We start from the raw sequence: 24,464 nt of genomic DNA on the forward strand, positions 1-24,464 counted from the left end.
CGGTACCCTCGCCGCATGACCGAGCAGCCCAGCGATCAGCCCGAGCCCGACTACGACGCCGTCGCGGCGGCCCTGCCCGTCGAAGACCCCGAGCGGGCAGCCGACGGGCTGCGAGCGCTCATGGAGAACCCGGCCTTCCGCCAGCTCGTGCAGCAGGTGCAGTCGGGCGAGCTCAACGACGACGAGCTGCGCGAGGAGGCGACGTCGATCGCCTACGACCTCGCCGCCCGTCAGGAGCTGCGCCGCGACGAGTAGCGCTCGCGCGGTGCGGACGGCCGCCGTCTGCTCATGCTGACAGCGCGTCGGGATCCCGCGTCGGGACGTGCGCCCCGGATGCGTGCCGCAGTCGCCGCATCCCGTCTCGGAGGCGTGTCTGCACCGTGCCCAGCGGCACGTCCAGGTGCTCGGCGATCTCGGCCTGCGTCATGCCCCCGAAGTAGGCCAGCACGATGGCCTCCCGCTGCACCTCGCTGAGGTGCACGAGCGCTTCCCGGACCCGCGCCGCTTCGGCCGACCCCTCGACCCGTTCCCGCACGGACGCGTCCTGGGACGCGCGCTCGCGAGCTGCGGGCAGGATGTCCCTGTCGCGCTGCGCTTGCGTCGCACGCACGCGATCGACCGCGCGCGCATGCGCGATGCGGAGCAACCAGCTGGTGGCCGAGCCGAGGGCCGGGTCGAACCGGCTCGCCCTGCGCCAGGCCTCCACGAACACGTCCTGCGCGACCTCCTCGGCCTGCGCGCGATCCAGGAGGATCCGGAGGACCGTTCCGAACACGCGCGTCGACGTCAGGTCGAACACGGTCGCGAACGCGCCCACGTCGCCGGTACCGGCGAGCTCGAGGTGACGTTCGAGGCTCGGCTGCACTGCGCGAGTGTTGCACGCTCAGCAAGTTCCTGACCGGAACGAGACCCAACCGTAACTTAGTTGCCTTGGCTAAGTAAATCGCGACCGCCCGCCGCCCGGGCGATCGACGTGGTCGGCAGCAGGAGCGATCCGCGGCAGGTTCACCAGCGGCGTCCAGGCGCGACGGTGAAGAGTGGGGTACATGTTCCCCGGTGCCCTGCTCGCGATGCGATACGAGCTCGTCAGGCCGCTCGGCCGGGGCGGCATGGGCCAGGTGTGGCTCGCGCTCGACCGCGTCCTCGGCCGCGAGGTCGCCATCAAGACGGTCGACGTCGATGGCACGGGGGATGCGACGGTCGCCGAGCGCTTCCGGCGGGAGGGGCAGGCGGCTGCCTCCCTCGTGCACGAGCACGTCGTCACGGTGTTCGACTCCGGCACCGATGCCGGCATCGCGTTCCTCGTGATGCAGCTGCTGCCCGGGCCCACGGTCGCCCATCTGCTGCAGCGCGGCGAGCCGCTCCCGCTCGAGCAGGCGGTGACGATCGCGGAGCAGACCGCCGCGGCGCTCGCCGCGATCCACGGCATCGGCATCGTCCACCGCGACATCAAGCCGGCCAACCTCGTCTTCGACGGCGGCGGGCGGCTCAAGGTCGTCGACTTCGGCATCGCGAGCGTCGCGGACGCGCCGGCCGCGCAGCTGACGGCAGCCTCGACCATCCTCGGCAGCGCCGCGTACATGGCGCCCGAGCAGGCGGAGGGCGGGCGGGTGACGCCGGCGACCGACCTCTACGCCCTCGGCTGCGTGCTCACGACACTCGTGACCGGCACCGCGCCGTTCACCGGTGAGCATCCGCTCGCGCTGCTGCAGCAGCACGTCGCGGCGCCGGCACCGCGGCTCGCCGCGCGGCGGCCGGACGTGCCGGCCGCGCTCGACGAGCTCGTCGACCGGCTGCTCGCGAAGGCGCCAGCAGCGCGTGGCGATGACGCCGCCCGAGTGCGCGATGAGCTGGCCGCCATCCGGGCCGCGCTGCCCGTGACCGACGGCGCGCTCGCGATCCCGTTCGCGGGTGCTCCCGGGCCGGTGGACGCGGGGGCGACCGCGGTGTTCGTCGCCGCGACGACCCAGGATGTCCCGCGCGCCCGCCGCCGCTCCGCTGCCCGTATCGTGCTCCCCGCGGTCGTCCTGGCAGCGATCGCGGCGCTCGCGCTCGCCGTGCTGCCGGGGCTGCTGCAGCGAGGCGGTGTGGAGGAGGCGATCGCCTCCCAGCCCCCCGCAGCCGCGACCGCCAGCCCACCGCCCGCGGCGATCGCCGAGACCGCCGTCGCCGACGGCGCGACGGCGGCGCCTGCGACCGCCACCGACCCCGCTGGGGAGCCGGCGAGCGGCGAGGAGGTGCTCGCGGACGGAGACCGCGGCGCTGGCACGCCGGCACCCTCGCGCTCGGCGCCTGCGCAGCCGGCGCCCACCGCGCCATCCTCGACCGCGCCGCCGCCTCCGCCCACCGAGTCGGCGCCACCGCCGCCCGAGCCCGAGCCCGAGGAGCCCGCGCCGGTCGCGCCGGATGCGCTCGCCGGCGTGCGCGCCGCGATCGCCCAGGCGATCGAGAGCGGGGCACTCGAGGGCGACGCCGGCGCGGGGCTGAGCGACCGCGTCGCTGCGATCGAGGCATCGCTCGCGGACGGTCGGACCGAGGAGGCGCGCACGGCGCTCGGCGAGCTCCAGGCTCAGGTCGCCCAGCTGCAGCAGGCAGGCGCGGTGACCCCGGATGCCGCCGCCAGCATCCAGGCGGCGATCGACGACGCGGCCGCGTCCCTGCCCTGAGGCGCTAGTCGCGCGGTTTCCGAGGGAGCCAGCGCAGCAGCATCCCGGCGCCGACGATGCAGAGCGCGGTGAGCCCGCCGGCCGCCCAGGCGATCGACGCGATCGAGACGAGCAGCGAGATGAGCAGCGGCGCCGCCGCGCCGCCCAGGTCGGTGGTGAGGCGCCACGCACCGAGGAACGGGGCCGGGTTGCGGCGATCCGCCAGATCGGCGCCGAGGGTCATGAGGATGCCGGAGCCGAGCCCGTTGCCGAGCGCGAGCACGAGCGCGGCGGCCGTAAACCAGCCGGCGGCGGCATCGAGGTCGTGCGAGACCGCGAGCATCGCGAAGGCCGCGGCCATGAGCGTGAGCGACGGCACGACGCTCCAGAGCCGTCCGAAGCGATCCATCACCCAGCCCGAGACGAAGAAGAGCGCGAAGTCGACGCCGCCCGCGATGCCGATCACGAGACCGGTGGTGACGCCGTCGAGCCCGATCGAGACGGCCCAGAGCGGCAGCAGCACGTTGCGCGCAGAGCGGGCGAGCGCGAGCATCGCGGCCCCGACGCCGACGGTGGCGAGCACCCGCGCGTTGCGGCGGACGACCTCGCCGACGCCGGTGCGCTCGGCGCGCAGCTCTATCGTGCCGGTCGTCAGCGGCGTGCGCTCGAACGCCGATGAGGGATCAGGCAGCACGATCAGCACGACGATCGCGATGACGGTGCCGATCGCGCACACCACCCAGACCGACGCGAGCGGCAGGCCGAGGCCGAGGACGGCCGACCCGAGCAGCGGGCCCACGAACATGCCCAGGCGGAAGATGCCGCCGAGCGTCGAGAGCGCCCTCGCGCGGAAGCGGATGGGCACGAACGTCGTCATGAAGGCGTGCCGCGCGAGGGCGAACACGGCGTGACCGAGGCCGAGCACGAAGATCGCGGCGCCGAGCATCCACACGTTCGTCGAGACGAACGCGATCGCGAGCGCGACGAGCACGAGCAGTCCGGCGCCGATCATGGTCGGCCGCTCGCCGAAGCGGGCGACGACGCTGCCGCCGGGCACGTCGCCGGCGAGCTGCCCGACCGTGAGCATCGCGGTCACGACCGCGGCGACGGCGAGCGATGCGCCGAGGTCGCCTGCGATGAGCGGGATGTAGGGGATGACCGCGCCCTCGCCGATCGCGAATGCCGCGGTCGGCACGTAGGCGGCGCCGGCGACCTTCCGCCAGGGGAAGCGCTCGGACTGGTCGACGCCGCTCATGCAGCGAGACTACGGGCCGACGCGCCCGAGGCCCGGCCGCGTCGGTAGGCTGGAGGCACCATGGCCGATCTCGACATCGCCGGCGACATCGCCGCTCTCCGCTCCACGTTCTCCGACATCAAGGCGGTGGCGGACGTCGACAAGATCGCCGCCGACATCGAGCGCCTCTCCGAGGCGGCAGGCGCCCCCGACCTCTGGGACGACCCCGACGCCGCCCAGAAGGTGACGAGCCGGCTGAGCCACGCGCAGACGGCGCTCCGCCGCCTCACCGAGGCCGAGGCACGCATCGACGACCTCGAGGTGCTCGTCGAGATGGCGAACGAGGAGGCCGACGAAGCCACCCAGACGGAGGCCCGCAAGGAGCTCGCGAGCCTGCAGCGGCTCGTCTCCGAGATGGAGATCCAGACGCTGCTGGACGGCGAGTTCGACCCGCTGCCCGCGGTCGTCACCATCCGCGCCGGCGCCGGCGGCGTCGACGCATCCGACTTCTCCGAGATGCTCATGCGCATGTACCTCCGCTACGCGGAGCAGCACGACATGCCCGTCACCATCTACGAGACGAGCTGGGCGGAGGAGGCGGGCATCAAGTCGGCGTCGTTCGAGATCGACGCGCCGTATGCCTTCGGCCACATGTCGGTCGAGGCCGGCACCCACCGGCTCGTGCGCATGAGCCCGTTCGGTGCGGCCGGCAAGCGGCAGACGTCGTTCGCCGCGGTCGAGGTCGTGCCGCTCTTCGAGCAGGTCGACGAGGTCGAGGTGCCAGAGGGCGACATCCGCGTCGACGTGTTCCGCTCCTCGGGCCCGGGTGGCCAGAGCGTCAACACGACCGACTCCGCCGTGCGCATCACCCACCTGCCCACCGGCACGGTCGTCTCGATGCAGAACGAGAAGAGCCAGATCCAGAACCGCGCAGCCGCGATGCGCGTGCTGCAGAGCCGCCTCATGCTGCTCAAGCGCGAGGAGGAGGCGGCTCGCAAGAAGGAGCTCGCCGGCAACATCTCGGCGAGCTGGGGCGACCAGATGCGCTCCTACGTGCTCGCGCCGTACCAGATGGTCAAGGACCTCCGCACGCTCCACGAGGTCAACAACCCGTCGGCCGTGTTCGACGGCGACCTCGACGGCTTCATCGCCGCCGGCATCCGCTGGCGCAAGCAGCAGCAGCTCGAGACCGAGTAGGCGCCGAGGGCGCCGCACCGACGCAGGGAGCCCCGATGACCCGGCCGCAGACCGGCAGCGACTACCTCGCGAGCCTCGACGACGGCCGCGTCGTCATCCACGACGGCGTGCCGGTGGAGCGCGTGGCCGAGCATCCCGAGCTCGCCGGGCTCGCGGGCACCATCGCGTCGCTCTACGACGCGCTGCACGGCGACGGGGCGGATGCCCTCCTGGCGCCGACGGCGGACGGATCGGGCCTGACGCACGCCTTCTGGACGGTGCCGCAGACGCGGGACGACCTGCGGGCGCAGCGCGACGCGATCCGCGCCTGGCAGCGGATCACCCGCGGCTGGGTCGGTCGCACGCCCGAGTTCATGGGCGCGGTGCTGACCTCGATGGCGGCGCACGCAGGCGAGTTCGGCCGGTTCGAGGGGAACGTCCGCGCGGCGCTCGCGCGCGACCAGCGCGACGTCACCCACTACGCGCAGGCGCTCGTCAACCCGCCCGTCGACCGCGACCTGCCGCCCGACGAGGTGGGCGACGTCTTCCTGCACGTCGTGCGCGAGACCGACGAGGGCGTCGTCCTCCGCGGCGCGAAGGCGGTCGTGACCGGTGCGGCGACCGCCCAGCGGCTGCTCGTCTCGCACTTCGGCGGCGAGGTGCAGACGGATGCGTTCGCGATCGCCGCGTCCGTCGCCGTCGGCACGCCCGGCATCCGCATCTACACGCGCGGCACGCCCGCCCGCGACGACCAGCCGCTCGCGAGCCGCTTCGCCGAGCACGACGCGCTCGTCGTCTTCGACGACGTGCTCGTGCCGTGGGACGACGTCTTCATCCGCGACGCCGAGACGATGCTCGCCTTCAACGGCGGTGCGATCGGCTGGAACCGCCGGCTGGCCTTCCAGGCGGCGACGCGGCTCGAGGCCAAGCTCGAGCACATCGCCGGCCTCGCCGTGCGCGCGACCGAGATCATGGGCACGACCGAGCGGCGGGGCGTGCAGGCGGCGCTCGGCGAGGTGCTCGCGTTCCGCCACATGACGGCGGGGCTCCGCGACGCGATGATCGAGCAGGCGGCGCCCTCGGGCGACTCGATCGGCCCGGGCGCCGAGGCGGCGCTCGCGTTCGCCGCGTTCGCGCCCGACGCCTACAGCCGCATGCGGGTCACCCTGGAGACGACCCTGTCGTCGGCCTTCGCGCACCTGCCGGTGCCGCTCGCCTCGCTCGGCACCGACGCCGTCGCGGCGATCGAGCCGCTGCTGCGCGGCTCGGGCGGCGCGGATGCGCGGGAGCGGCTCGAGGTCATGGGCGAGCTGTGGGATGCGGTCGGCACCGGCTTCGGCGCGCGGCACGAGCTCTACGAGCGCAGCTACTGGGGGCAGCCGGAGCGCACGCACGTCGGCATCCTCGGACTCGCGCGCGCCGACGGCAGCTTCGCGCGCTGGCGCGACTGACGCCGGGTGCCAGAGCGGGCCGCCTCGTCGGTGACGAGGCAGCCCGCTGCTGCGATCCGCGGATCAGTGGAGGTTGATCCGCATGGCCTTGCCGGTGACGGTCGTGTTGGCCGTCGCGGTGATGTCGCCAGCGGTGCGGATGATCTGGCAGTTGAACGCCGAGTTCGCGCCGAAGATGTTGCCGACGATGTCGATGTTCTGGAACCGGCCCTTGCCCTTGTCATGCAGGTTGATCGTGCAGCCGCCGCCATCGAGGAAGTTGTCGCGGATCATGACGTTCGCGACGCGGCCGGCGTCCTGCGTGATCATGATGCCGGCGTTGTTGGCGTCCTCGATGCGGTTGCCCGTGATCCAGTAGCCGGACCCGCTCTGGATCTGGACGCTGTCGTCGTGGCTCGGGTTGCCGTTCCAGCTGGGGTCGCTCGCGTAGTGCAGGTTGTCGTGCAGCCACGAGTTGCGCAGCTGCACGTTGCCCGATCCCCAGAAGTGCGCGGGGTCGATGACGTTGCTGATGTCGAGCCGGTTCGCGTTGATGTTCCAGCCGCGCAGGCCGTTGACGCGGTACGTCGGCTTGCTGGCACGCAGCGTGGTGTCGTAGATCCGGAGGCTCGCGGTGTTCGAGGCGCTGCGCACGAGGAAGTCGTGGTTGCCAGCCGAGTCGCCGCGGACGATCGAGTTGCGGATGGTGACGTTCGCCGCGCGCACGTCGACCGAGCCGTAGATGTCGAGCCCGCTGATGACCGTGTTCGCCTGGGTGATGACCATGTTGCCGCGGTGGACGCGCAGCGCCACACCCGACGGCACGCCGGTGTTGCTGTCGCCGGGCATCGACGTGGCGACGCTCGCAGGACGGTCGATGACCGCAGGGGCGGCTGTGGCCGCGGTGGCCGGCAGGAGCGTCGCGCCGAGGGCGACGACCGACGTCGCGACCGCGAGACGGAGGGCACGGCGACGCGTGCTGGGGACACGGGTCGACGCGATTGCACTGGGGAGATGCGAAATGGGAATGGGGTGTACCTCTCATGGGGATGCACGACGGCATGCCGACGGGCGGCAGGCCTGCGTCGGCACGGCGTGATGGTGCGATCGAGCTGCCGGCGCTGCCGAGGGAGACGGCTGCTGCACGGCGTGAGCTCCAGCGACCGGCGCGGAGGTCGTGACCCCATCCGCTGCTCGGCATGACGCTAGCGCTCTGCTCGACCCCTCCAGAGTAACAGAAGCGTAACGATTGTCCGGTTTGTTGACCATGACGCGGCGTGGCGCGGTATACGGACGTCGTTATGATCACCCATTACGCCTCCACGGGCCCGGATGCGCAGAAGAAGGCCCTGCCCCGCCGAGGCGCTCGGCGGGGCAGGGCTGTGGATGGTGCGGGCGATCAGCCGCGGACGACGACCACCGGGGTCTGCCCGTCGCTGCCGACGTTGCCGCTCGTCGTGATGCTGCCCGCGGCGGGGCGGATGATGGCGCAGTTGTAGGTGGAGTCGCCGAAGGTGTTGCCCGTGACGGCGATGCCCTGCAGCGGGCCCTGGTCCTTCTGCGCGAGGTTCACGGTGCAGCCGCCGCCGTCGAGCCAGTTGCCGCTGATCCGCACGTCGGAGGTCCGGCCGGCGTCCTGCGTCAGCTGGATCGCGGCGTTGTTGCCGCCCTCGATGCGGTTGCCGGTGATGACATAGCCGGAGCCGCCCTGGATCTGGATCGCGTCGTCGTGGCTCGGGGTCCCGCCCCGGGCCGGATCGACGGCGAAGTGCAGGATCCCGTGGATCCAGGAGTCCTGCAGCGTGACGTCGCCGTCGCCCCAGAAGTGGGCACCGTCGAGCACGTTGCGGATCTCGAGGCGCTCGGCGGTGATGTGTGACCCGCGGAGCCCGTCGGTACGCGACGATGCGATCGACGCCACGAGCTCGCTGTCGGTGATCGTCAGGCTGGCACCGTCGGTCGCGCTGCGCACGAGCGAGTCCTGCCCGCCGGGCTGACCGCCGCGCACGATGGAATTGCGGATCGTGACGTTCGCCGCGCGGACGTCGACGAAGCCGTGGATGTCGAGGCCGTCGATCACGGTCCCCGGCTCGGTGATCACCAGGTCGCCCTGGTGCACCCTCAGCGACGTGCCGGCTGGCACGCCGGTGTTGCTCGGCCCGGGCTGTCCGCCGGAGGGCGGGGCGGGCGCTGGGGCCGGTGCCGGGGCCGGTGCGGGTGCGGGCGCCGGAGCTGGGGCCGGAGCCGGTGCCGGGGCCGGTGCGGGTGCGGGCGCCGGAGCTGGGGCCGGAGCCGGGGCGGGCGCAGGGGCCGGAGCCGGTGCAGGAGCCGGCTCGGGTGCCGGTGCAGGAGCCGGTGCGGGTGCAGGAGCCGGCGCAGGAGCCGGTGCGGGCGCGGGTGCGGGCGCCGGAGCAGGTGCTGGGGCCGGTGCGGGGGCCGGAGCGGGAGCCGGCGCACGGGGCGGCGTCGGGGCGGGCTCCGGTCGAGGCTGCTCGGGCAGCTGCAGGTAGCGCGACGGCGCTGCCGACTCGGGGTCGGCCGCGGCGGGCTGGGGTGCGGCCTCGGCTGCGACCGGCTGGGGCGCCGCGGGGGCGGGCGCCACGGGCGCCGCATCCACCGTGGGCTCGGGCGCGACGTCGGCAGCAGGCGCCGCGTCGTCACGACCCGCGGCCGCCTCGCGGCCGGCGGATCCGGGGCCGCGACCGCCGAGGCCCTCGGCGGGGGCCGAGGTCGCGGACGACGTCGGGCCGGCGGAGAGGAGGGCGGCCTTGGCGTCGGCGCCCGGCTGCAGCGGCGCGCAGGCCGCGAGCAGGATCGCGCCCGCCGACATGACGGAGGTCGCGACGACGAGCCGCGTCCTGCGGCCGGGGGATGTGGGGGTGCGGTGCTGAGGGGTCATGGAGTGGTGTGGCCTTCCGGTTGCACGATGACCACCGCCGCCGACCGTCGGCGCATGGCGCAGGCAGGCTCGGACTTGCACAAGGTGGTGGTTGCCGCGGAGCTGCACGCAGGGCACGATCACCGCTCGGTCGCTCATCCGACCCGGGCTCACGCTGCGTGCGATCCGGAGGGAGATGGGCTCCCGGTCCGCACGCGGCACGGCAACGATAACAGATTGATAACAGTGCTTGGCAAGCACGAAGTGCGATGGATCCATGGAACCGCCGGTGCGGCGCACCGGTCGGAGCGCCGACGCCCATACCCTCGACAGGTCATGATCCGCTTCGACGAGGTCTCGAAGACCTACTCCCGCAAGGCCCGCCCAGCCCTCGACGGCGTCTCCCTGGAGATCCTCAAGGGCGAGTTCGTCTTCCTCGTCGGCGCCTCGGGCTCCGGCAAGAGCACGCTCATCCGCATGGTGCTCCGCGAGGAGAGTCCGACGGAGGGCGAGGTGCACGTGCTCGGCCAGCGGCTCAAGGCGCTGCCCAGCCGGCGCGTGCCGTTCTTCCGCCGCAACCTGGGCGTCGTCTTCCAGGACTTCCGGCTGCTCAACAACAAGACGGTCTACGAGAACGTCGCCTTCACCCTGCAGGTCATCGGCAAGAGCCGCGGCTTCATCTCGGAGGCGGTGCCAGACGTGCTGAAGACCGTCGGGCTCGCGGGCAAGGCCAGCCGGCTGCCGCACGAGCTCTCGGGCGGCGAGCAGCAGCGCGTCGCGATCGCCCGCGCGGTCGTCAACCGGCCGCCGATCCTGCTCGCCGACGAGCCGACGGGCAACCTCGACCCGTCCACGAGCGCGGGCATCATGGCGCTGCTCGCCCGCATCAACGAGGGCGGCACGACCGTGGTCATGGCGACGCACGAGGCGTCGATCGTGAACGAGATGCAGAAGCGCGTCGTCGAGCTCGACGCCGGCGTCATCATGCGCGACGAGGCCTCCGGCAGCTACCGCAGGCAGCTCGCGTCGCACGCCGGGGAGGAGCTCGCATGAGGATCCAGCTCATCGCCAACGAGGTCTGGAACGGCCTGCGCCGCAACCTCTCGGTCGTCGTCTCGGTCGTGCTCGTCACCTTCATCTCGCTCTCGTTCGTGGGCGCGGCGATCCTGCTGCAGCAGCAGATCAACCAGATGAAGGGCTTCTGGTACGACCGTGCGCAGGTCGGCATCTACTTCTGCGGGCCGGTCGACGCGACCGACACCTGCACGCAGACCGCGGCGACTCCCGAGCAGGTCGAGGCCGTGCGCAGCACGCTCTCGAGCGGCGCGATCGCGCCCTACGTCGCCGACGTGCAGTTCGAGGACCGCGAGCTCGCCTACCAGCACTTCATGGAGCAGTTCGGCGGCACGGCGAGCGCGGAGTTCGCGAGCCCGGAGACGATGAACGAGGCGCTCTGGGTGCGGCCGACCACGCCGCAGGACGCCGACCTCATCCGGGAGGCGACGACCGCGCTCCCGGGGGTGCTGGAGGTGCGCGATCAACGCGCGCTGCTGGAACCGATCTTCCAGGTGCTCAACACCGCGAGCCTGGCCGCGATCGGGGTCGCCGTGCTCATGCTCGTCGCCGCGGTGCTGCTGATCTCGACCACCATCCGGCTCTCTGCCTTCTCGCGGAAGCGGGAGCTCGGCATCATGCGGCTCGTCGGCGCGTCGAACCGCTTCATCCAGACGCCCTTCATCATCGAGGGGGTGGTGGCGGCGCTCATCGGGGCGGTGCTGGCCGCCGGCTCGGTCGTGGCGGTCGTCCACTTCGTCCTCCAGGGCTACGTGGCGCCGATGCTGCAGACCATCGCGATCGTCGGGCTCGACGACGCCCTCGTCGTCGCGCCCGTGCTCATCGGGATCGGCGTGCTGTTCGCCGGGGTGGCGGCGGCGGTCGCGATCCGCAGGTACCTCAAGATCTGATCCGGCTAGACTGGGCGGCTGCCCGGTGGTCGGGCACAGGATGCAGGAGCGAACCATGCCGCGCGAACAGGGCCAGAAGGTCGTGGCGCAGAACCGCAAGGCGCGCCACGACTACACGATCGAGGATCGCGTCGAGGCGGGCCTCGTGCTGACGGGCACCGAGGTGAAGTCGCTGCGCGCCGGCAGGGCGTCGCTCGTCGACGGCTACGCCTTCATCGAGTACGGCGAGGCCTGGCTCGACGCCGTGCACATCGCCGAGTACGGCCAGGGCACGTGGACGAACCACCCGCCCCGCCGGAAGCGCAAGCTGCTGCTGCACCGCGACGAGATCGACAAGCTGGCCGCCAAGGTCTCGCAGGGCGGCTACACGCTCGTGCCGCTCTCGCTGTACTTCTCGGACGGCCGGGCGAAGGTCGAGCTCGCCGTCGCGAAGGGCAAGAAGGAGTACGACAAGCGGCACGCGCTGCGGGAGCGGCAGGACAAGCGCGAGGCCGAGCGCGCCATGCGCACTCGCAACCGCATGAATGAGTGAGCGCCGCCGAGTGAGCGCCGCCGCGAGCTGACCACCCCGCGGTTCGACATTCGTCCGCGCAGCCGCTTGGATGGGCACCGCCGGCAGGATTCACCCAGGGCCCTCCGGCGGAAGGCGAAATGCGAGTCGGCATCCTCACGTCCGGCGGCGACTGCCCCGGCCTCAACGCAGTCATCCGAGCCGCCGTGCTCACCGGCATGGTGCACCACGGCCTCGAGTTCGTGGGCATCCGCGACGGCTACCGCGGCCTCGTCGAGGGCGACGTCCGCGTGCTCAACCGGTCGTCGGTGCGCGGCACCTCCCGAATCGGCGGCACGATCCTCGGCACGAGCCGCACGAACCCCTACGAGGGCCCGAACGGCGGCGCGGCGAACGTCGCCAAGACGCTCGAGCGGCTCGGCATCGACGCCGTCATGGCGATCGGCGGCGAGGGCACGCTCGCGGCGGCCAACCGGCTCGCCGACGACGGGCTGCCGGTCGTCGGCGTGCCGAAGACGATCGACAACGACCTCGACGCGACCGACTACACGTTCGGCTTCGACACCGCGGTGCAGATCGCGACGGAGGCGGGGGACCGCCTCCGCACGACCGGCGACTCGCACATGCGCTGCATGGTGCTCGAGGTCATGGGCCGGCACGTCGGGTGGATCGCCCTCCACACGGGCATCGCGACCGGCGCGCACGTCACGCTCATCCCGGAGCAGCCGCGCTCGATCGAGTGGATCTGCGAGTACGTGCAGTCGGTCTACGACCGCCGGCGCGCGCCGCTCGTGGTGGTCTCGGAGGGGTTCAAGCTCGAGGGCATGGACGAGGAGTACTCGCGCAAGGGCCTCGACGCCTACAACCGGCCGCGCCTCGGCGGCATCGGCGAGGTGCTCGCGCCCATGATCGAGGAGCGCACCGGCATCGAGTCGCGCTCGACGGTGCTCGGCCACATCCAGCGCGGCGGCGCCCCGAGCGGCGCCGACCGCGTGCTCGCGACCCGGTTCGGGCTCGCCGCGATCGACGCCATCACCGCGAAGGCGTGGGGCACGATGGTGTCGCTGCGCGGCACCGAGATCGTGCGCGTGCCGATGTCGGATGCGCTCGGCGACCTCAAGCGCGTGCCCGACCACCGCTACCGCGAGGCGGAGCTGCTCTTCGGCTGAGGAGCCTTGCCGCGCAGCCCGCGGTCGCGATATGATGACGGGCTGGCCCAGCCAGCGCGCCGGAGCGATCCGGCCTTGACAACTCCACAGCGTGCGACTCGCACACCCAGCACGGGGATGATCGGTTTCGACATCGTCTCGGTTGCTGCGGGAAGCGGGTAGAGGATGCAGGGTCATCTCTTCAACGCCCCCTGCAAACCCATAGGTGCCAACGCAAAGCGCACCGACTTCGCCCTCGCTGCTTAAGCGAGCCTGAAGTCCGTCAGACCGGAGACGCCCTCGCTCCGGACCCTGGCGTCATCTTGAGGGCTTGCTGCGATGCTGCGTCACAGGGCATCGCGGGACTTTTCCTGTGACTGGGCTCGTCGACCTAGGTGCTCAGGACAAAGGTCGGAGCCGAGCAGAACGCCTTCCCTGAGCTGCACCCGGAGAATCCGCACGATATGAGCGTTGGACGGGGGTTCGATTCCCCCCATCTCCACCATTCGGGCTGCGAGTCGCACGTTGTGAGGGTCCTCGCGCGAGGAGGTCGCCATGCCGTCGATGGACCAGGGCGCCTGGGTGCCCGGCACGGACGAGTACCGCTACGGCTTCCGATCGATCGCGAGCCTCCCGATCACGGGCGCCCCCGCCGACACCAACCTGGCTCGCTGGGCGATGCTGCACGACGGCACCGACTACCGCCTCTACGCGTTCCGCGGCAGCTCGAGCGACACGCTCTATCAGTTCGCCTGGAACGGCGCGTCCTACGAGTTCGGCCACCGGTCGATACCGACGCTGACCCTCGCGGGCGCCCCCAGCGACGCGGATGCGTCGAGCATCCGGATGCTGCACAGCGGCGCGGCGTACCACGCGTACCTCCGCCGGCTCGGCGACCCGACCACGCTGTACCAGTTCATCTGGGAGCCGGGCACGACGACCTACCGCTGGGGGCCGCCGGGGTACTACCCGAGCCTGCCTGTCACGGGATTCCCCTTCGACACCGACTGGTCGCGGTGGAACATGCTGCACGACGGCAGCGCCTACCGCATCTACGCCTTCCGGCACGGCACGACCGACCGGATGTACCAGGGATCGTTCGACGCGGGCGCGGGCGCGTACCGCTACGCGCACGATTCGATCCCCGAGCTGCGGCTCACCGGGTACCCCGCCACGGGCGACCCGGGCCGCTCTGCGATGCTCCACGACGGCACCGACTACCGGCTGTACTTCCAGGTGCCCTGAGGTCGCTCCGCCGCCGCCGGCCCGGGTCGCGCCACCACTACGCTGGTGGTGCACCGACGCTGCGAGGAGGCAATGGCGTGAGCGAGTACCGCGTGACGGACCCGTACACGGGTCAGGTCGTGAAGGAGTTCCCGACCGCGACGGACGACGAGGTGCGTGCCGCGATCGAGCGCGCGCACGCGGCCTATGAGCCGTGGCGGTCGACGCCGATCGCGGAGCGGGCGGCGATCCTGGGCCGGGCGGCGGACGCGTTCGCGTCCCGCAGCCGTGAGCTGGCGGAGATCATCCGCACCGAGATGGGGAAGCCGCTCGCGCAGGGCGTGTTCGAGGCGGAGTTCTCGGGCGAGATCGTGCAGTACTACGCCGACAACGCCGAGGCGTTCCTCGCCGACGAGGTGCTGCAGGTGCGCTCCGGTGTGGATGCGCGGGTGCGGAAGTCGGCGCAGGGCGTGATCCTCGGGATCATGCCGTGGAACTTCCCCTACTACCAGGTGGCCAGGTTCGCGTTCCCGAACCTGATGCTCGGCAACACGGTGCTGCTGAAGCACGCGCCGCAGTGCCCGTGGTCGGCGACCGTGATCGCCGAGATCCTCGCCGAGGCGGGGCTGCCGGCGGGCGCGTACGAGAACATCTTCGCCACCAACGACCAGATCGGCGACATCGTCATCCCCGACCCGCGGGTGCGGGGCGTGTCCCTCACCGGCTCCGAGCGCGCGGGCGCCGCGGTCGCCGAGATCGCCGGCCGGCACCTGAAGAAGGTGGTGCTGGAGCTGGGTGGCTCCGACCCGTTCATCGTCCTCTCCACCGACGACATGGACCAGGTCGTGGAGGCGGCGGTCGAGACCCGGATGGAGAACTCCGGCCAGTCCTGCAACGCCTCCAAGCGGTTCATCGTCGTCGACGGCCTCTACGACGAGTTCTCGCAGAAGCTCGCCGCCGCGATCACCGCCCTCCCGGTCGGCGACGCCGACGACGAGGACGCGCTCGTGGGTCCGCTCTCGTCGCAGGCCGCGGCCGACCGGCTGCGGGAGCAGACGGGCGCCGCGGTCGCGGAGGGCGCGCAGGTGCTCGCCGGCACCATCACCGCGACCGGCGACGCGCGCATCACGCCCGCGCTGCTCGGCGGCGTCACCGACGAGATGGACGCGTTCCGCGAGGAGCTGTTCGGCCCTGTCGGCACCGTCTACCGCGCGACGGACGTCGACGACGCGCTCCGGATCGCGAACGGCACCCCCTTCGGGCTCGGCGCGCGCCTGTGGTGCACCGACCCCGAGCTCGCCGCCTCGGTCGCCGACCGCATCGACGCCGGCATGGTCTCCATCAACGGCGCCGGCTCCGAGGACTACGACATGCCCTTCGGCGGCACCAAGAGATCCGGCTTCGGCCGCGAGCTCGGCCCCCACGGCATGGAGGAGTTCATGAACAAGAAACTCATCGTCGGCTGACGAGCGCGCGCGCTCAGTCGAGCCAGCGCCGCAGCCGCGGCCGCATGGCCTTCGCCTGGGCGCGCGCCATCTCGCCCTCGAGCTCGACTGCGGCGGCGAGCTCGCGCGCGTGGAGGAGCCCGTAGCTGAAGGCGTTGTCGCCGTCGAGGTGCGCCCGCACGCCCAGCTCGCGCAGCGCCTCGCGCACCACCACGGTGTCGTGCTGCTCGCCGAGCACCGACTGCACGCGCTTCGCCGCGCGGGCGAGCCGCTGGGCGGGCGTGCCGAACGCGGGCGCGAGCACCTCTGCCGCGTAGCGGGCGCGCTTCGCCGCCTTCCGGGCCTCGTGCAGCAGCCCGTCGCGCGCCGCCGCGTCCGGCGCTGCGTCGGCCGCGTCGATGCGCCGACGCATCCGCCGGTGCTCGCGGCGCATGCGCGACCGCAGCACGTCGGCCGCGGTGCGGGAGGCATCGGCGGTCCACGGCGGCGCCTCGGCGAAGCGCTCGAGGTCGTCCATGAGCACGAGGTAGCGCTCGGATCGCATCGCCTCGAGCACCGCGGTCTGCGCCGAGCGGCGGCGGGTACGGAGGTCGTCGTCGATCCGCAGCGCGACCGGACCGAGCACGAGCTCGACGGGCTGCGACGCGACGAGCTCCGCGAGGCGCCGCCGCTGCACCTCCGCGTCTCGCGCTTCGCCCAGCTCGCCCGCGATCCAGTGCAGCTCGCGTCGGATGCGCTCGCCCGCCGCACGGTCGACGAGCGGCCGGAAGGTCGCGAGGATGCTGCGCAGCCGCCGCGCCGCGACGCGCATCCGGTGCACGCCTCCCTCGACGTCGGCGCGCACGAGGGGATCGTGGATGCGCAGCGCGTCCACCTGGGCGCGCAGCGCGGGATGCAGCACCTCGCGCGCCTCGCTCTGCGGTGCCAGCGACGGCACAGGCTCGGACGCGGTCGCAGCTCGATCGTCGCCGAGCACCCGCGCGAGCTTCGACCGGCTCGCCGCCGGGGTCGCACCGGCCTCGCCGAGCAGCGCGATCGCGGCGTCGAGGAGCCCGGGATCGCCGTCGACGACCTCGACCTCCCACTCCCGCCAGGTCATCGGCTCGCCGTCCGGCAGGGTGCGCGCGACGACGGTGTCGTCCGCCACCTCCACGAGCACGCGACCCGCTGCATCGCGGAGCCGGTGCGCCATCCTGCGCGTGCGCAGCTCGGCGATCGGCCGCAGCGGCTCGTCGCGCACGAACAGCTGCGCGGCCTCGCGGAGCTCGACGGGCACGCTCGTCCTCGCGCGGCCGAGCGGCAGCCGCAGCTCGTCGCGGCCGTCGCCGCGCGCGGGCACCTTCAGGTGCCACCCCGCGTCGTCGCCGCCCATCCGCCGTCGCAGCGAGATCCGCGCGGCCGCGAGCGCACCGCCCTCGGTGTCGAAGTAGGTCGCGGACAACTGCTGCTCGACCGGTTCGTCGACAGCGGCGACCCCGTCGAGCCCGTCGAGCGGCGGCACGGCCGCATCGACGGGAGCGTCGAGCTTGACCTCCACCTCGCGGTACCTCGTCGGCATGCGTCGGTTCTACACCCGCCGGCCACCCGCGCGCCGTGCGTTCAGGCGATCAGAGGACCGTGCCCACCATCGGCCGGCCCTCGGCCGCCCACTGCAGCGTGCCGCCGGCGACGTTCGCGGCATCCCGGCCCTGCTGCTCGAGGTAGGCGACCACCTGTCCGCTGCGCGCGCCGGAGCGGCAGATGACGGCGGCGCCGTCGGGCACCTCATCGAGCCGCGCGACGACCTCGCTCAGAGGGATGTGGATCGCGTCCACTGCGTGGCCCGCGTCCCACTCGTGCTGCTCGCGCACGTCGACGATGGGCATGGTCCCGACCTCGGCCGGCTGGATCTCGCGCATGGATTCCAGGCTAGCGCGAGCGAGGTCCGTGCCCGAGGATGGCAGGCATGGACGTGAGCACCTGCATCTGGTTCGACGGCCGCATCGAGGAGGCCGCGCGCTTCTACGTCTCGCTCGTGCCCGGCTCCGAGGTCGGTTCGATCAGCCGCTACCCGGAGGGCAGTGAGTTCCCTGGCGGGACACCGGGGGAGGCGCTCACCCTCGACTTCACGCTCGCCGGCGTGCCCTACCAGCTGCTCAACGGCGGGCCGGAGTTCCCGCTCACCGAGGCGGTCTCGATCGCGCTGATCGTCGACGACCAGGACGAGGTCGACCGCGTGTGGGACGCGCTCATCGCCGATGGCGGGCAGGAGTCGCAGTGCGGCTGGTGCAAGGACCGGTTCGGGCTCTCGTGGCAGGTCGTGCCGCGGCGCTTCGTGGAGCTCATGTCCGGCCCGAGCGCCGGCGCGGTCTCCGGCGCGCTCATGCGGATGCGGAAGATCGACATCGCCGAGCTCGAGTCGGCCGCCGCCGGACGCTGAGCCGCCGCTCGCGCCCGCGACGTCAGTCGGCGAGGCGCGCGAGCAGCCCGGCGTGCAGCGCGCCGTTCGTCGCGAGCGCGGAGCCGTGCCACGGCCCGATCCGGCCGCCGATCGACGTGAACGTGCCACCGGCCTCCTCGATGACCGGCACGAGCGCCGCCATGTCGTAGGGCTTGAGGTCGAACTCCGCCACCGCGTCGATCGTGCCCTCGGCGAGCAGCATGTAGCTCCAGGCGTCGCCGTAGGAGCGCGCGCGCCACACGTCGCGCTGCAGAGCGACGAGGTCGTCCATCCTGCCCGCGCCGTCCCAGCCCTGGATCGAGTTGTACGAGAGCACGGCGTCCGACAGGTCGGCGACCTTCGAGACGTGGATCTGCCGCGGCTCGGCCACGTCCGTCCACGCGCCCTGGCCCTGCGCGGCCCACCAGCGGCCGCCGAGCGCCGGCGCCGACACGACACCGACGACCGGGTGGTGGTCGACGACGAGCGCGATGAGCGTCGCCCAGATCGGCGCCCCGCGCAGGTAGTGCGCGGTGCCGTCGATCGGGTCGATGATCCACTGGCGCTCCGCGTCGCCGGTCGAGCCGAACTCCTCGCCGAAGATGGCGTCGTCCGGCCGCTCCGCCTGCAGCATGTCGCGGATGCGCTGCTCGACCGCGCGGTCGGCGTCGGTGACGTGCGTGGTGTCGGCCTTCGTCGTCACCTGCAGGTCGCGCGCGCCGAAGCGCGCCATGGCGATGGCGTCGGCGGCGTCGGCCATCCGCAGCGCGAGGTCGAGGTCGTCGTCGTAGCGGGTCACGCGACCAGCGTACGACGGCGCGCGGAGGCGCGGCAGGGCGCGATCCCCGTCACTCCTGGTGCCGCTGCTCGCGGATCGCGACGAGCGTGCCGAGCAGCCGCTGCATCGAGTCGACCCTGCGCGCCTCGAGCCTGCCCTCGGCGGCGGCGATCGACAGCTCGCAGTACTCCTCGTCGGCGAGGTGGGTGCAGCCGCGCGGGCAGTCCTCCGCGACCGCGGCGAGGTCGGGGAAGCCGCGCAGCACGCTCGCGGTCGCCACGTGGCCGAGCCCGAACGAGCGCACGCCCGGGGTGTCGATGATCCAGCCGTCGCCGAGCTTGAACGACACGGTCGACGACGACGTGTGGCGGCCACGGCCGGTGACGGCGTTGACGTGCCCGACGGCGCGCATCGCGCTCGGCACGAGCGCGTTCACGAGCGTCGACTTGCCGACGCCGGAGTGGCCGACCGCGACGGTCGTGTGGCCCTCGAGCCGCGCCCGCAGCGCCTCGACGGGCGGGTCGTCGATCGACGACCGCCACACCTCGATGTCGAGGCCCTCGAAGAGCGCGAGGAACGGCTCGGGGTCGGCGACGTCGGTCTTCGTGATGACCATGATCGGGGTGATGCCGGCGTCGAGCGCCGCGACGAGGTAGCGGTCGACGAGCCGCGGCCGCGGCTCGGGGTCGGCTGCCGCGACCACCATGAGCATGAGGTCGGCGTTCGCCACGATCACGCGCTCGACCACGTCGGTGTCGTCCGCCGAGCGCCGCAGCACCGTGGTGCGCGGCTGGATGCGCACGATGCGCGCGAGCGTGCCGGTGTCGCCCGTCGCGTCGCCGACCGCGTCGACGCGGTCGCCGGCCACGATCGCCTGCTTGCGCAGCTCGCGCGCTCGCGCCGCCGTGACGATCGCCTCGTCGTCCTCGCCGATGCGCACCGCGAGCGTGTAGCGGCCGCGGTCGACGGCGGTCACGATGCCTGTGATCGCGCTCTCGTGCTCTGGCCGCTGCTTCGACCTCGGCCGGTTGGCCTTCGGGTTCGGCCGCTCGCGCACGCTCGACTCGTCGTAGTCCTCGTACGGGTCCTCGTAGTCGCCCAGCCAGCTCATGCGAGCATCGCCGCCCACAGCTCGGGGAACTCCGGGATGGTCTTGGCGGTCGCGCCGATGTCGTCGACCTCGACGCCCGGCACGCGCAGCCCGATCACGGCGCCGGCGGTCGCGATGCGGTGGTCGGCGTAGGCGCCCCACGGCCCGCCGGTGAGCGGTGCCGGTTCGACGCGGATGCCGTCGGGGAGCGCGGTCGCGACGCCGCCGATCGCGACGATGTCGTCGACGAGCGCGCGGATGCGGTCGGTCTCGTGCCCGCGGATGTGCCCAATCCCGGTCACCTCGACGGGCGCGGAGGCGAGCGCGCCGAGCGCGACGATCGTGGGCGCGAGCTCGCCTGCGGCGCGCAGGTCGAGCATCGCGCCGGGGATCTCCCCGCCGACCGCCTCGACCGTGAGCGTGCCGTCCGCGACGCGCGACGTCGCGCCGAAGGGCTCGAGCAGCTCGGGGAGCAGGCGGCCGACCTGGGTGGTCCGGGCGGGCCAGCCGTCGAGCACGACCCGGCCGCCGACGGCGACGACGGCGGCGAGGAACGGTGCCGCGTTCGAGAGGTCGGGCTCGATCTGCTCGTCGAGCGGCGCGATGGGCCCCGGCTCCACGCGCCACGACGCGCCGTCGTCCGCGTCGAGGGATCGCGCGTCGACGCCCCGCTGCCGCAGGGCCTCGAGCGTCATCTCGATGTGCGGGAGCGATGGCAGCCGGGAGCCGCGGTGGTGGAGGGTCAGCCCCTCGTCGAAGCGGGCGGCGACGAGCAGCAGCGCCGAGACGAACTGGCTCGACGCGCTCGCGTCGATCGTGCGCTCGCCGCCCTGCACGCGGCCGGCGCCGTGCACCGTGAACGGCAGGCGCGGCGCATCCGCCTCGACCTCGACGCCCAGCCCGCGGAGCGCCGCGATCGTCTGGTCCATCGGCCGCTCGCGCGCGTGGGGGTCGCCGTCGAAGGCGACCGGGCCGTCGCCGAGCGCCGCCATGATCGGCAGGAACCGCATCGCCGTGCCCGCGAGGCCGCAGTCGATGGCCGCGCCGCCGACGATCGGACCCGGTGTGACGACGAGGTCGGGGCCGAACAGCCCGTCGCCGGGCGCCTCGCGGATGTCGGCGCCGAGCGCTCGCAGCCCGGCGGCCATGATCGACGCGTCGCGGCTCCGCAGCGGCCGGTGGAGCGTGCTCGGCCCGTCGGCGAGGGCGGCGAGGAGCAGCGCGCGGTTCGTGAGGCTCTTCGAGCCGGGCAGCTGCACGCGCGCGTCGAGGCGGGCGGTCGCCGTCGGCGCGGTCCATGGGCGGGAATGATCTGGTGCGGGCATCGGTTGCAATCTATCGGTCACGCGTCCAGCCGAGGAGGTGCCTGTGCCCACAGCCACACTCTCAGTCGACGGTCCGGCCGTCACCCGTTCGGCGACCGCCGCAGCGATGACCGCGACACTAGACTCGCCCGCGATGACAAGCGACCAGACCGACGCCGCGAAGCGCGACGACTTCGCCGAGCAGGCCATGCAGTACGCCGACCAGCTCTACGGTGCGGCGATGCGCATGACGCGCAACCCGGCAGACGCCGCCGACCTCGTGCAGGACACGCTGCTCAAGGCGTACGCGGCGTACGGCTCGTTCAAGCAGGGCACGAACCTGCGGGCGTGGCTGTACCGCATCCAGACCAACACCTACATCAACACCTATCGCAAGCAGCAGCGCCGGCCGTTCGAGGCACCGCTCGACGACCTCGAGGACTGGCAGGTCGGCGACGCCGAGTCGTTCACCGCCACCGCCTCGCGCAGCGCCGAGGCCGAGGCCATCCATCGGATGCCGTCCGGCATCGTGAAGGACGCCCTCCAGCAGGTCCCTGAGGACTTCCGCATGGCCGTCTACTGGGTCGACGTCGAGGGCCTGAGCTACGCCGAGACGGCGGAGGTCATGGAGTCGCCCGTCGGCACCGTGATGAGCCGCCTCCACCGCGGGCGCAAGCTGCTCCGCGGCCTGCTCGCCGACTATGCCAGGGAGCAGGGGATCGCCGTGCAGGGCACCACCGAGAAGGAGAAGAAGCCGTGACCGAGACCGGCAACCTCGCACCCGAGGCGAAGAAGGATTGCACCGAGGCTCGAGCCGCGCTCGAGGAGTTCCTCCACAACGAGCTGTGCGCCGAGGACGCCGCCGACGTGCGCGCGCACCTCGCGACGTGCGACGAGTGCTCCGCGGAGCACCACGTGGGCGAGATGCTCACGGCTGCGCTGCAGGGCGCCTGCCGCGATCGCGCACCCGAGGAGCTGCGGGCGAAGCTGCTCGCGAGCCTCCGCCAGGCGCGCGACCAGCACGCCTGACGGCAGCCTTCCCGCCGTGCGGCGGATCTGGTAGCCAGGGCGCATGACCGCCGCACCGGATCCGACGTCGCCCGCCGCGCTCGCGCGACGCATCCTCGACGCGAACGCCTACCTCACGCTCGCGACGGCCGACGCCGACGGCCGCCCGTGGACGACGCCCGTCTGGTTCGCCGACCGCGACGGCCGCGAGTTCGTCTGGGTCTCCCGGACAGAGCGCCGACACTCGCACAACATCGGCGTGCGACCGGAGGTCGCGCTCGCGGTCTTCGACTCGACGACGCCGGTCGGCGACGCGACCGCGGTGTTCGCCGACGCGGTCGCCGGCATCGTCCCGGACGAGGAGCTCCCGGACGCGCTCGCGGCCTTCAACGCGAAGACCGTCGCCTCGGGGCGGCCGGCGTGGGAGCCGCAGCGCGTGACGGGGGAGTCGGCGCTGCGGCTCTACCGCGCGGTCGCCACCGAGGTGTGGATCATCGACGAGGACGAGCAGCGCGTGCCGGTGCCCTGATCGTCACGCCGCCAGCCGCGCGGGTGCATCCTCCGGCGCGTCCTGCGCCGGGATCGACCCGGTGGTCGGCCGCTCGACGCCGTCGCCGAGGTAGCGCTCGGTGCCGGCCAGCGTGAGGAAGGCCGGATAGGTCTCCTCGAGCGCGATCTCGCGGAAGAGGGCGATCGCCTCTCGGAACCGGTTGCCCTCGGCGAGGTCGAAGCCGGCCGCGAGCTCGTCGACGATCGACTCGCAGCGCTCGCGCGTGATCGTCCGGCCGTCCGACGTCGACGACTCGTTGTGGATCCACTGCCACACCTGCGAGCGGGAGATCTCGGCCGTCGCGGCATCCTCCATGAGCGAGTGGATCGCGACCGCTCCGTGCCCGCGCAGCCACGCCTCCATGTAGCGGATGCCGATCTCGATGTTCGAGCGCAGCCCGCCGTCGGTGATCTCGCCGCGCGTCGTCGACAGGTCGATGAGCGCATCGCCGTCGACCGGCACGTCCTCCCTGGCGCGCTCGAGCTGGTGCGGCCGCTCGCGCAGCACCGCGTCGAACGCCTCGCTGCACGTCGCGACGAGTCCCGGATGCGCCACCCAGGAGCCGTCGAAGCCGTCGGCCGCCTCGCGGGCCTTGTCGGCCGCGACCGCAGCGAGCGCGCGCCCGGTGGCCTCCGGGTCCCTCGCGCTCGGCACGAACGCGGCCATCCCGCCGATCGCGTGCGCGCCGCGTCGGTGGCACGCACGCACAAGCTGCTCGGTGTAGGCGCGCATGAAGGGCGCCGTCATCGTCAGCTGCGAGCGGTCGGGCAGCACGAAGGCCGGGCCGCGCAGGCGGAACGCCTTGATCATCGAGAAGAGGTAGTCCCAGCGGCCGGCGTTGAGGCCCGCCGAGTGCTCGCGCAGCTCGAAGAGGATCTCCTCCATCTCGAACGCCGCCGTGATGGTCTCGATGAGCACGGTCGCGCGGATCGTGCCCTGCGGGATGACGAGCAGGTGCTGCGCCACCACGAACACCTCGTTCCACAGCCGCGCCTCGATGTGGCTCTCGAGCTTGGGCAGGTAGAAGTACGGGCCGCGCCCGCGGGCGATGAGCTCGTCGGCGTTGTGGAAGACGTGCAGCCCGAAGTCGACGAGCGCGCCCGAGATGGGCGTGCCGTCGACGAGGATGCGGTGCTCGTCGAGGTGCCAGCCGCGCGGCCGGACGACGATCGTCGGCGTCGTCTCGGCGGTGACGCGGTACCGCTTGCCCTCCGGGCTCGTGAACGCGATCCGGTCGCGGATGGCGTCCTGCAGGTTGACCTGGCTCGCGATGACGTTCCGCCACAGCGGGCTCGATGCGTCCTCGCAGTCGGCGAGCCACACCTTCGCGCCCGAGTTGAGCGCGTTGATGGTCATCTTGCGCTCGATCGGGCCGGTGATCTCGACGCGGCGGTCCTCGAGCCCGGGGGCGGGCGGCGCCACGCGCCAGCTGCCGTCCTCGCGGATGCGCCTGGTCGACTCCAGGAAGCGCGGCGAGTCCCCGTCGGCGAAGGCCGCGCGGCGCTTGCGGCGGATCTGCAGCAGCTGCTGCCGCGTCGGCTCGAAGCGGTCGTGCAGCGCGAGCAGGAAGGCCAGCGCCTCATCGGTCAGGACCCGGTCCTGGCCCTCGGCGGTGTCGGTGATGCGGATGCGGTCGTGCATGGTCGTGTCCTCTGGGGTC

The 24,464-nt window shown here is 72.7% G+C and carries 24 protein-coding genes and 1 other RNA gene; 15 read left to right on the forward strand and 10 right to left on the reverse strand.

What is annotated here, in order from left to right; all coding sequences use genetic code 11:
* Positions 1–15 precede the first annotated feature (15 nt).
* Entirely contained in the window at positions 16–255 is a 240-nt protein-coding gene (locus ABIB37_RS09980; protein ID WP_354259925.1) for a hypothetical protein, read from the forward strand.
* A 31-nt stretch (positions 256–286) separates the two neighbouring features.
* Here ABIB37_RS09980 and ABIB37_RS09985 read toward each other — a convergent pair whose 3' ends face one another.
* The gene (locus tag ABIB37_RS09985) at positions 287–865 is read right to left on the reverse strand and encodes a sigma-70 family RNA polymerase sigma factor (RefSeq protein ID WP_354259934.1); all 579 of its coding nucleotides are present in this window, start codon (positions 863–865) and stop codon (positions 287–289) included.
* A 181-nt stretch (positions 866–1,046) separates the two neighbouring features.
* Between ABIB37_RS09985 and ABIB37_RS09990 the strand changes: the two genes are divergently transcribed.
* Entirely contained in the window at positions 1,047–2,666 is a 1,620-nt protein-coding gene (locus ABIB37_RS09990) for a serine/threonine-protein kinase (RefSeq protein ID WP_354259937.1), read from the forward strand.
* A gap of 4 nt (positions 2,667–2,670) precedes the next feature.
* On the opposite strand, the gene ABIB37_RS09995 is transcribed toward ABIB37_RS09990, so the two are convergent.
* Positions 2,671–3,900 (reverse strand): MFS transporter, encoded by a 1,230-nt coding sequence (locus tag ABIB37_RS09995; RefSeq protein ID WP_354259940.1) that lies wholly within the window; start codon positions 3,898–3,900, stop codon positions 2,671–2,673.
* Positions 3,901–3,960: 60 nt separating this feature from the next.
* On the opposite strand from ABIB37_RS09995, the gene prfB reads away from it, so the two are divergent.
* Positions 3,961–5,076: a peptide chain release factor 2 gene (prfB, locus tag ABIB37_RS10000; protein ID WP_354259943.1), complete on the forward strand. Its 1,116-nt coding sequence runs from the start codon at positions 3,961–3,963 to the stop codon at positions 5,074–5,076.
* A gap of 35 nt (positions 5,077–5,111) precedes the next feature.
* Positions 5,112–6,506 carry a 4-hydroxyphenylacetate 3-hydroxylase N-terminal domain-containing protein gene (locus ABIB37_RS10005; protein WP_354259946.1) on the forward strand — a complete coding sequence of 465 codons (1,395 nt, stop codon included), beginning with the start codon at positions 5,112–5,114 and terminating at the stop codon, positions 6,504–6,506.
* Between the two features lie 63 nt (positions 6,507–6,569).
* Here the strand turns inward: ABIB37_RS10005 and ABIB37_RS10010 are convergent, their stop codons facing one another.
* Positions 6,570–7,334, reverse strand: coding sequence for a right-handed parallel beta-helix repeat-containing protein (locus ABIB37_RS10010; RefSeq protein ID WP_354259949.1), 765 nt, complete (start codon positions 7,332–7,334; stop codon positions 6,570–6,572).
* A 550-nt stretch (positions 7,335–7,884) separates the two neighbouring features.
* Entirely contained in the window at positions 7,885–8,628 is a 744-nt protein-coding gene (locus ABIB37_RS10015) for a right-handed parallel beta-helix repeat-containing protein (RefSeq protein ID WP_354259952.1), read from the reverse strand.
* Between the two features lie 1,071 nt (positions 8,629–9,699).
* Here ABIB37_RS10015 and ftsE point away from each other — a divergent pair.
* From ftsE to ABIB37_RS10050, 7 genes are all read left to right on the forward strand, one after another.
* Positions 9,700–10,416, forward strand: a complete 717-nt coding sequence (ftsE, locus tag ABIB37_RS10020; protein ID WP_123698266.1) for a cell division ATP-binding protein FtsE — start codon at positions 9,700–9,702, stop codon at positions 10,414–10,416.
* Positions 10,413–11,327, forward strand: coding sequence for a permease-like cell division protein FtsX (gene ftsX, locus ABIB37_RS10025; RefSeq protein WP_354259955.1), 915 nt, complete (start codon positions 10,413–10,415; stop codon positions 11,325–11,327). Before ftsE ends, ftsX begins: the two co-directional genes overlap by 4 nt.
* 55 nt (positions 11,328–11,382) lie before the next feature.
* Positions 11,383–11,859, forward strand: coding sequence for an SsrA-binding protein SmpB (gene smpB, locus ABIB37_RS10030; RefSeq protein ID WP_354259958.1), 477 nt, complete (start codon positions 11,383–11,385; stop codon positions 11,857–11,859).
* Between the two features lie 119 nt (positions 11,860–11,978).
* Entirely contained in the window at positions 11,979–13,007 is a 1,029-nt protein-coding gene (locus tag ABIB37_RS10035) for a 6-phosphofructokinase (RefSeq protein WP_123698263.1), read from the forward strand.
* Positions 13,008–13,120: 113 nt separating this feature from the next.
* Positions 13,121–13,491: a transfer-messenger RNA gene (gene ssrA, locus ABIB37_RS10040) on the forward strand.
* A 50-nt stretch (positions 13,492–13,541) separates the two neighbouring features.
* On the forward strand, positions 13,542–14,231 hold the full coding sequence (locus tag ABIB37_RS10045; RefSeq protein WP_354259962.1) for a hypothetical protein: 690 nt from the start codon (positions 13,542–13,544) through the stop codon (positions 14,229–14,231).
* 77 nt (positions 14,232–14,308) lie between these two features.
* On the forward strand, positions 14,309–15,676 hold the full coding sequence (locus ABIB37_RS10050; RefSeq protein WP_354259965.1) for an NAD-dependent succinate-semialdehyde dehydrogenase: 1,368 nt from the start codon (positions 14,309–14,311) through the stop codon (positions 15,674–15,676).
* 13 nt (positions 15,677–15,689) lie between these two features.
* On the opposite strand, the gene ABIB37_RS10055 is transcribed toward ABIB37_RS10050, so the two are convergent.
* Positions 15,690–17,213 (reverse strand): CYTH and CHAD domain-containing protein, encoded by a 1,524-nt coding sequence (locus tag ABIB37_RS10055; protein WP_354259968.1) that lies wholly within the window; start codon positions 17,211–17,213, stop codon positions 15,690–15,692.
* Positions 17,214–17,262: 49 nt separating this feature from the next.
* The gene (locus ABIB37_RS10060; RefSeq protein WP_354259971.1) at positions 17,263–17,553 is read right to left on the reverse strand and encodes a rhodanese-like domain-containing protein; all 291 of its coding nucleotides are present in this window, start codon (positions 17,551–17,553) and stop codon (positions 17,263–17,265) included.
* A 47-nt stretch (positions 17,554–17,600) separates the two neighbouring features.
* Here ABIB37_RS10060 and ABIB37_RS10065 point away from each other — a divergent pair, with 47 nt between their 5' ends.
* Positions 17,601–18,074: a VOC family protein gene (locus tag ABIB37_RS10065; RefSeq protein WP_354259974.1), complete on the forward strand. Its 474-nt coding sequence runs from the start codon at positions 17,601–17,603 to the stop codon at positions 18,072–18,074.
* Between the two features lie 22 nt (positions 18,075–18,096).
* Here the strand turns inward: ABIB37_RS10065 and hisN are convergent, their stop codons facing one another.
* From hisN to aroA, 3 genes are read right to left on the reverse strand one after another with little or no spacing between them, the layout of a single operon-like run.
* Entirely contained in the window at positions 18,097–18,873 is a 777-nt protein-coding gene (gene hisN, locus ABIB37_RS10070; protein WP_354259977.1) for a histidinol-phosphatase, read from the reverse strand.
* Between the two features lie 49 nt (positions 18,874–18,922).
* Positions 18,923–19,963 carry a ribosome small subunit-dependent GTPase A gene (gene rsgA, locus ABIB37_RS10075; protein WP_354259980.1) on the reverse strand — a complete coding sequence of 347 codons (1,041 nt, stop codon included), beginning with the start codon at positions 19,961–19,963 and terminating at the stop codon, positions 18,923–18,925.
* Positions 19,960–21,267 carry a 3-phosphoshikimate 1-carboxyvinyltransferase gene (aroA, locus tag ABIB37_RS10080; RefSeq protein WP_354259983.1) on the reverse strand — a complete coding sequence of 436 codons (1,308 nt, stop codon included), beginning with the start codon at positions 21,265–21,267 and terminating at the stop codon, positions 19,960–19,962. Before aroA ends, rsgA begins: the two co-directional genes overlap by 4 nt.
* 106 nt (positions 21,268–21,373) lie before the next feature.
* On the opposite strand from aroA, the gene ABIB37_RS10085 reads away from it, so the two are divergent.
* Genes ABIB37_RS10085 through ABIB37_RS10095 form a run of 3 tightly spaced genes read left to right on the forward strand, consistent with a single transcriptional unit; the run spans position 21,374 to position 22,783 of the window.
* Complete coding sequence (locus tag ABIB37_RS10085) at positions 21,374–22,006, forward strand: sigma-70 family RNA polymerase sigma factor (protein WP_456515386.1); 633 nt, start codon at positions 21,374–21,376, stop codon at positions 22,004–22,006.
* A complete protein-coding gene (locus ABIB37_RS10090) occupies positions 22,003–22,275 on the forward strand; it encodes a zf-HC2 domain-containing protein (protein WP_354259986.1) in 273 nt (90 codons plus the stop codon). Before ABIB37_RS10085 ends, ABIB37_RS10090 begins: the two co-directional genes overlap by 4 nt.
* A gap of 43 nt (positions 22,276–22,318) precedes the next feature.
* A complete protein-coding gene (locus tag ABIB37_RS10095; protein WP_354259989.1) occupies positions 22,319–22,783 on the forward strand; it encodes a pyridoxamine 5'-phosphate oxidase family protein in 465 nt (154 codons plus the stop codon).
* A gap of 3 nt (positions 22,784–22,786) precedes the next feature.
* On the opposite strand, the gene aceB is transcribed toward ABIB37_RS10095, so the two are convergent.
* Entirely contained in the window at positions 22,787–24,445 is a 1,659-nt protein-coding gene (gene aceB, locus ABIB37_RS10100; RefSeq protein WP_354259992.1) for a malate synthase A, read from the reverse strand.
* Between the last annotated feature and the right edge of the window lie 19 nt (positions 24,446–24,464).

This window comes from Agrococcus sp. UYP10, from assembly GCF_040547205.1.
GTDB lineage: Bacteria > Actinomycetota > Actinomycetes > Actinomycetales > Microbacteriaceae > Agrococcus > Agrococcus jenensis.

Excerpts from the sequence above, each read along its gene's own strand:
- ftsX (WP_354259955.1), top strand. The coding sequence starts at position 10,413 with ATGAGGATCCAGCTCATCGCCAACGAGGTCTGGAACGGCCTGCGCCGC.
- rsgA (WP_354259980.1), bottom strand. The coding sequence starts at position 19,963 with ATGAGCTGGCTGGGCGACTACGAGGACCCGTACGAGGACTACGACGAG.
- aroA (WP_354259983.1), bottom strand. The coding sequence starts at position 21,267 with ATGCCCGCACCAGATCATTCCCGCCCATGGACCGCGCCGACGGCGACC.
- ftsE (WP_123698266.1), top strand. The coding sequence starts at position 9,700 with ATGATCCGCTTCGACGAGGTCTCGAAGACCTACTCCCGCAAGGCCCGC.
- aceB (WP_354259992.1), bottom strand. The coding sequence starts at position 24,445 with ATGCACGACCGCATCCGCATCACCGACACCGCCGAGGGCCAGGACCGG.
- ABIB37_RS10005 (WP_354259946.1), top strand. The coding sequence starts at position 5,112 with ATGACCCGGCCGCAGACCGGCAGCGACTACCTCGCGAGCCTCGACGAC.
- ABIB37_RS09995 (WP_354259940.1), bottom strand. The coding sequence starts at position 3,900 with ATGAGCGGCGTCGACCAGTCCGAGCGCTTCCCCTGGCGGAAGGTCGCC.
- ABIB37_RS10035 (WP_123698263.1), top strand. The coding sequence starts at position 11,979 with ATGCGAGTCGGCATCCTCACGTCCGGCGGCGACTGCCCCGGCCTCAAC.
- ABIB37_RS10095 (WP_354259989.1), top strand. The coding sequence starts at position 22,319 with ATGACCGCCGCACCGGATCCGACGTCGCCCGCCGCGCTCGCGCGACGC.
- ABIB37_RS09980 (WP_354259925.1), top strand. The coding sequence starts at position 16 with ATGACCGAGCAGCCCAGCGATCAGCCCGAGCCCGACTACGACGCCGTC.
- ABIB37_RS10085 (WP_456515386.1), top strand. The coding sequence starts at position 21,374 with ATGACCGCGACACTAGACTCGCCCGCGATGACAAGCGACCAGACCGAC.
- ABIB37_RS10010 (WP_354259949.1), bottom strand. The coding sequence starts at position 7,334 with ATGCCCGGCGACAGCAACACCGGCGTGCCGTCGGGTGTGGCGCTGCGC.
- prfB (WP_354259943.1), top strand. The coding sequence starts at position 3,961 with ATGGCCGATCTCGACATCGCCGGCGACATCGCCGCTCTCCGCTCCACG.
- ABIB37_RS10060 (WP_354259971.1), bottom strand. The coding sequence starts at position 17,553 with ATGCGCGAGATCCAGCCGGCCGAGGTCGGGACCATGCCCATCGTCGAC.
- ABIB37_RS09990 (WP_354259937.1), top strand. The coding sequence starts at position 1,047 with ATGTTCCCCGGTGCCCTGCTCGCGATGCGATACGAGCTCGTCAGGCCG.
- ABIB37_RS10055 (WP_354259968.1), bottom strand. The coding sequence starts at position 17,213 with ATGCCGACGAGGTACCGCGAGGTGGAGGTCAAGCTCGACGCTCCCGTC.
- ABIB37_RS10065 (WP_354259974.1), top strand. The coding sequence starts at position 17,601 with ATGGACGTGAGCACCTGCATCTGGTTCGACGGCCGCATCGAGGAGGCC.
- smpB (WP_354259958.1), top strand. The coding sequence starts at position 11,383 with ATGCCGCGCGAACAGGGCCAGAAGGTCGTGGCGCAGAACCGCAAGGCG.
- ABIB37_RS10045 (WP_354259962.1), top strand. The coding sequence starts at position 13,542 with ATGCCGTCGATGGACCAGGGCGCCTGGGTGCCCGGCACGGACGAGTAC.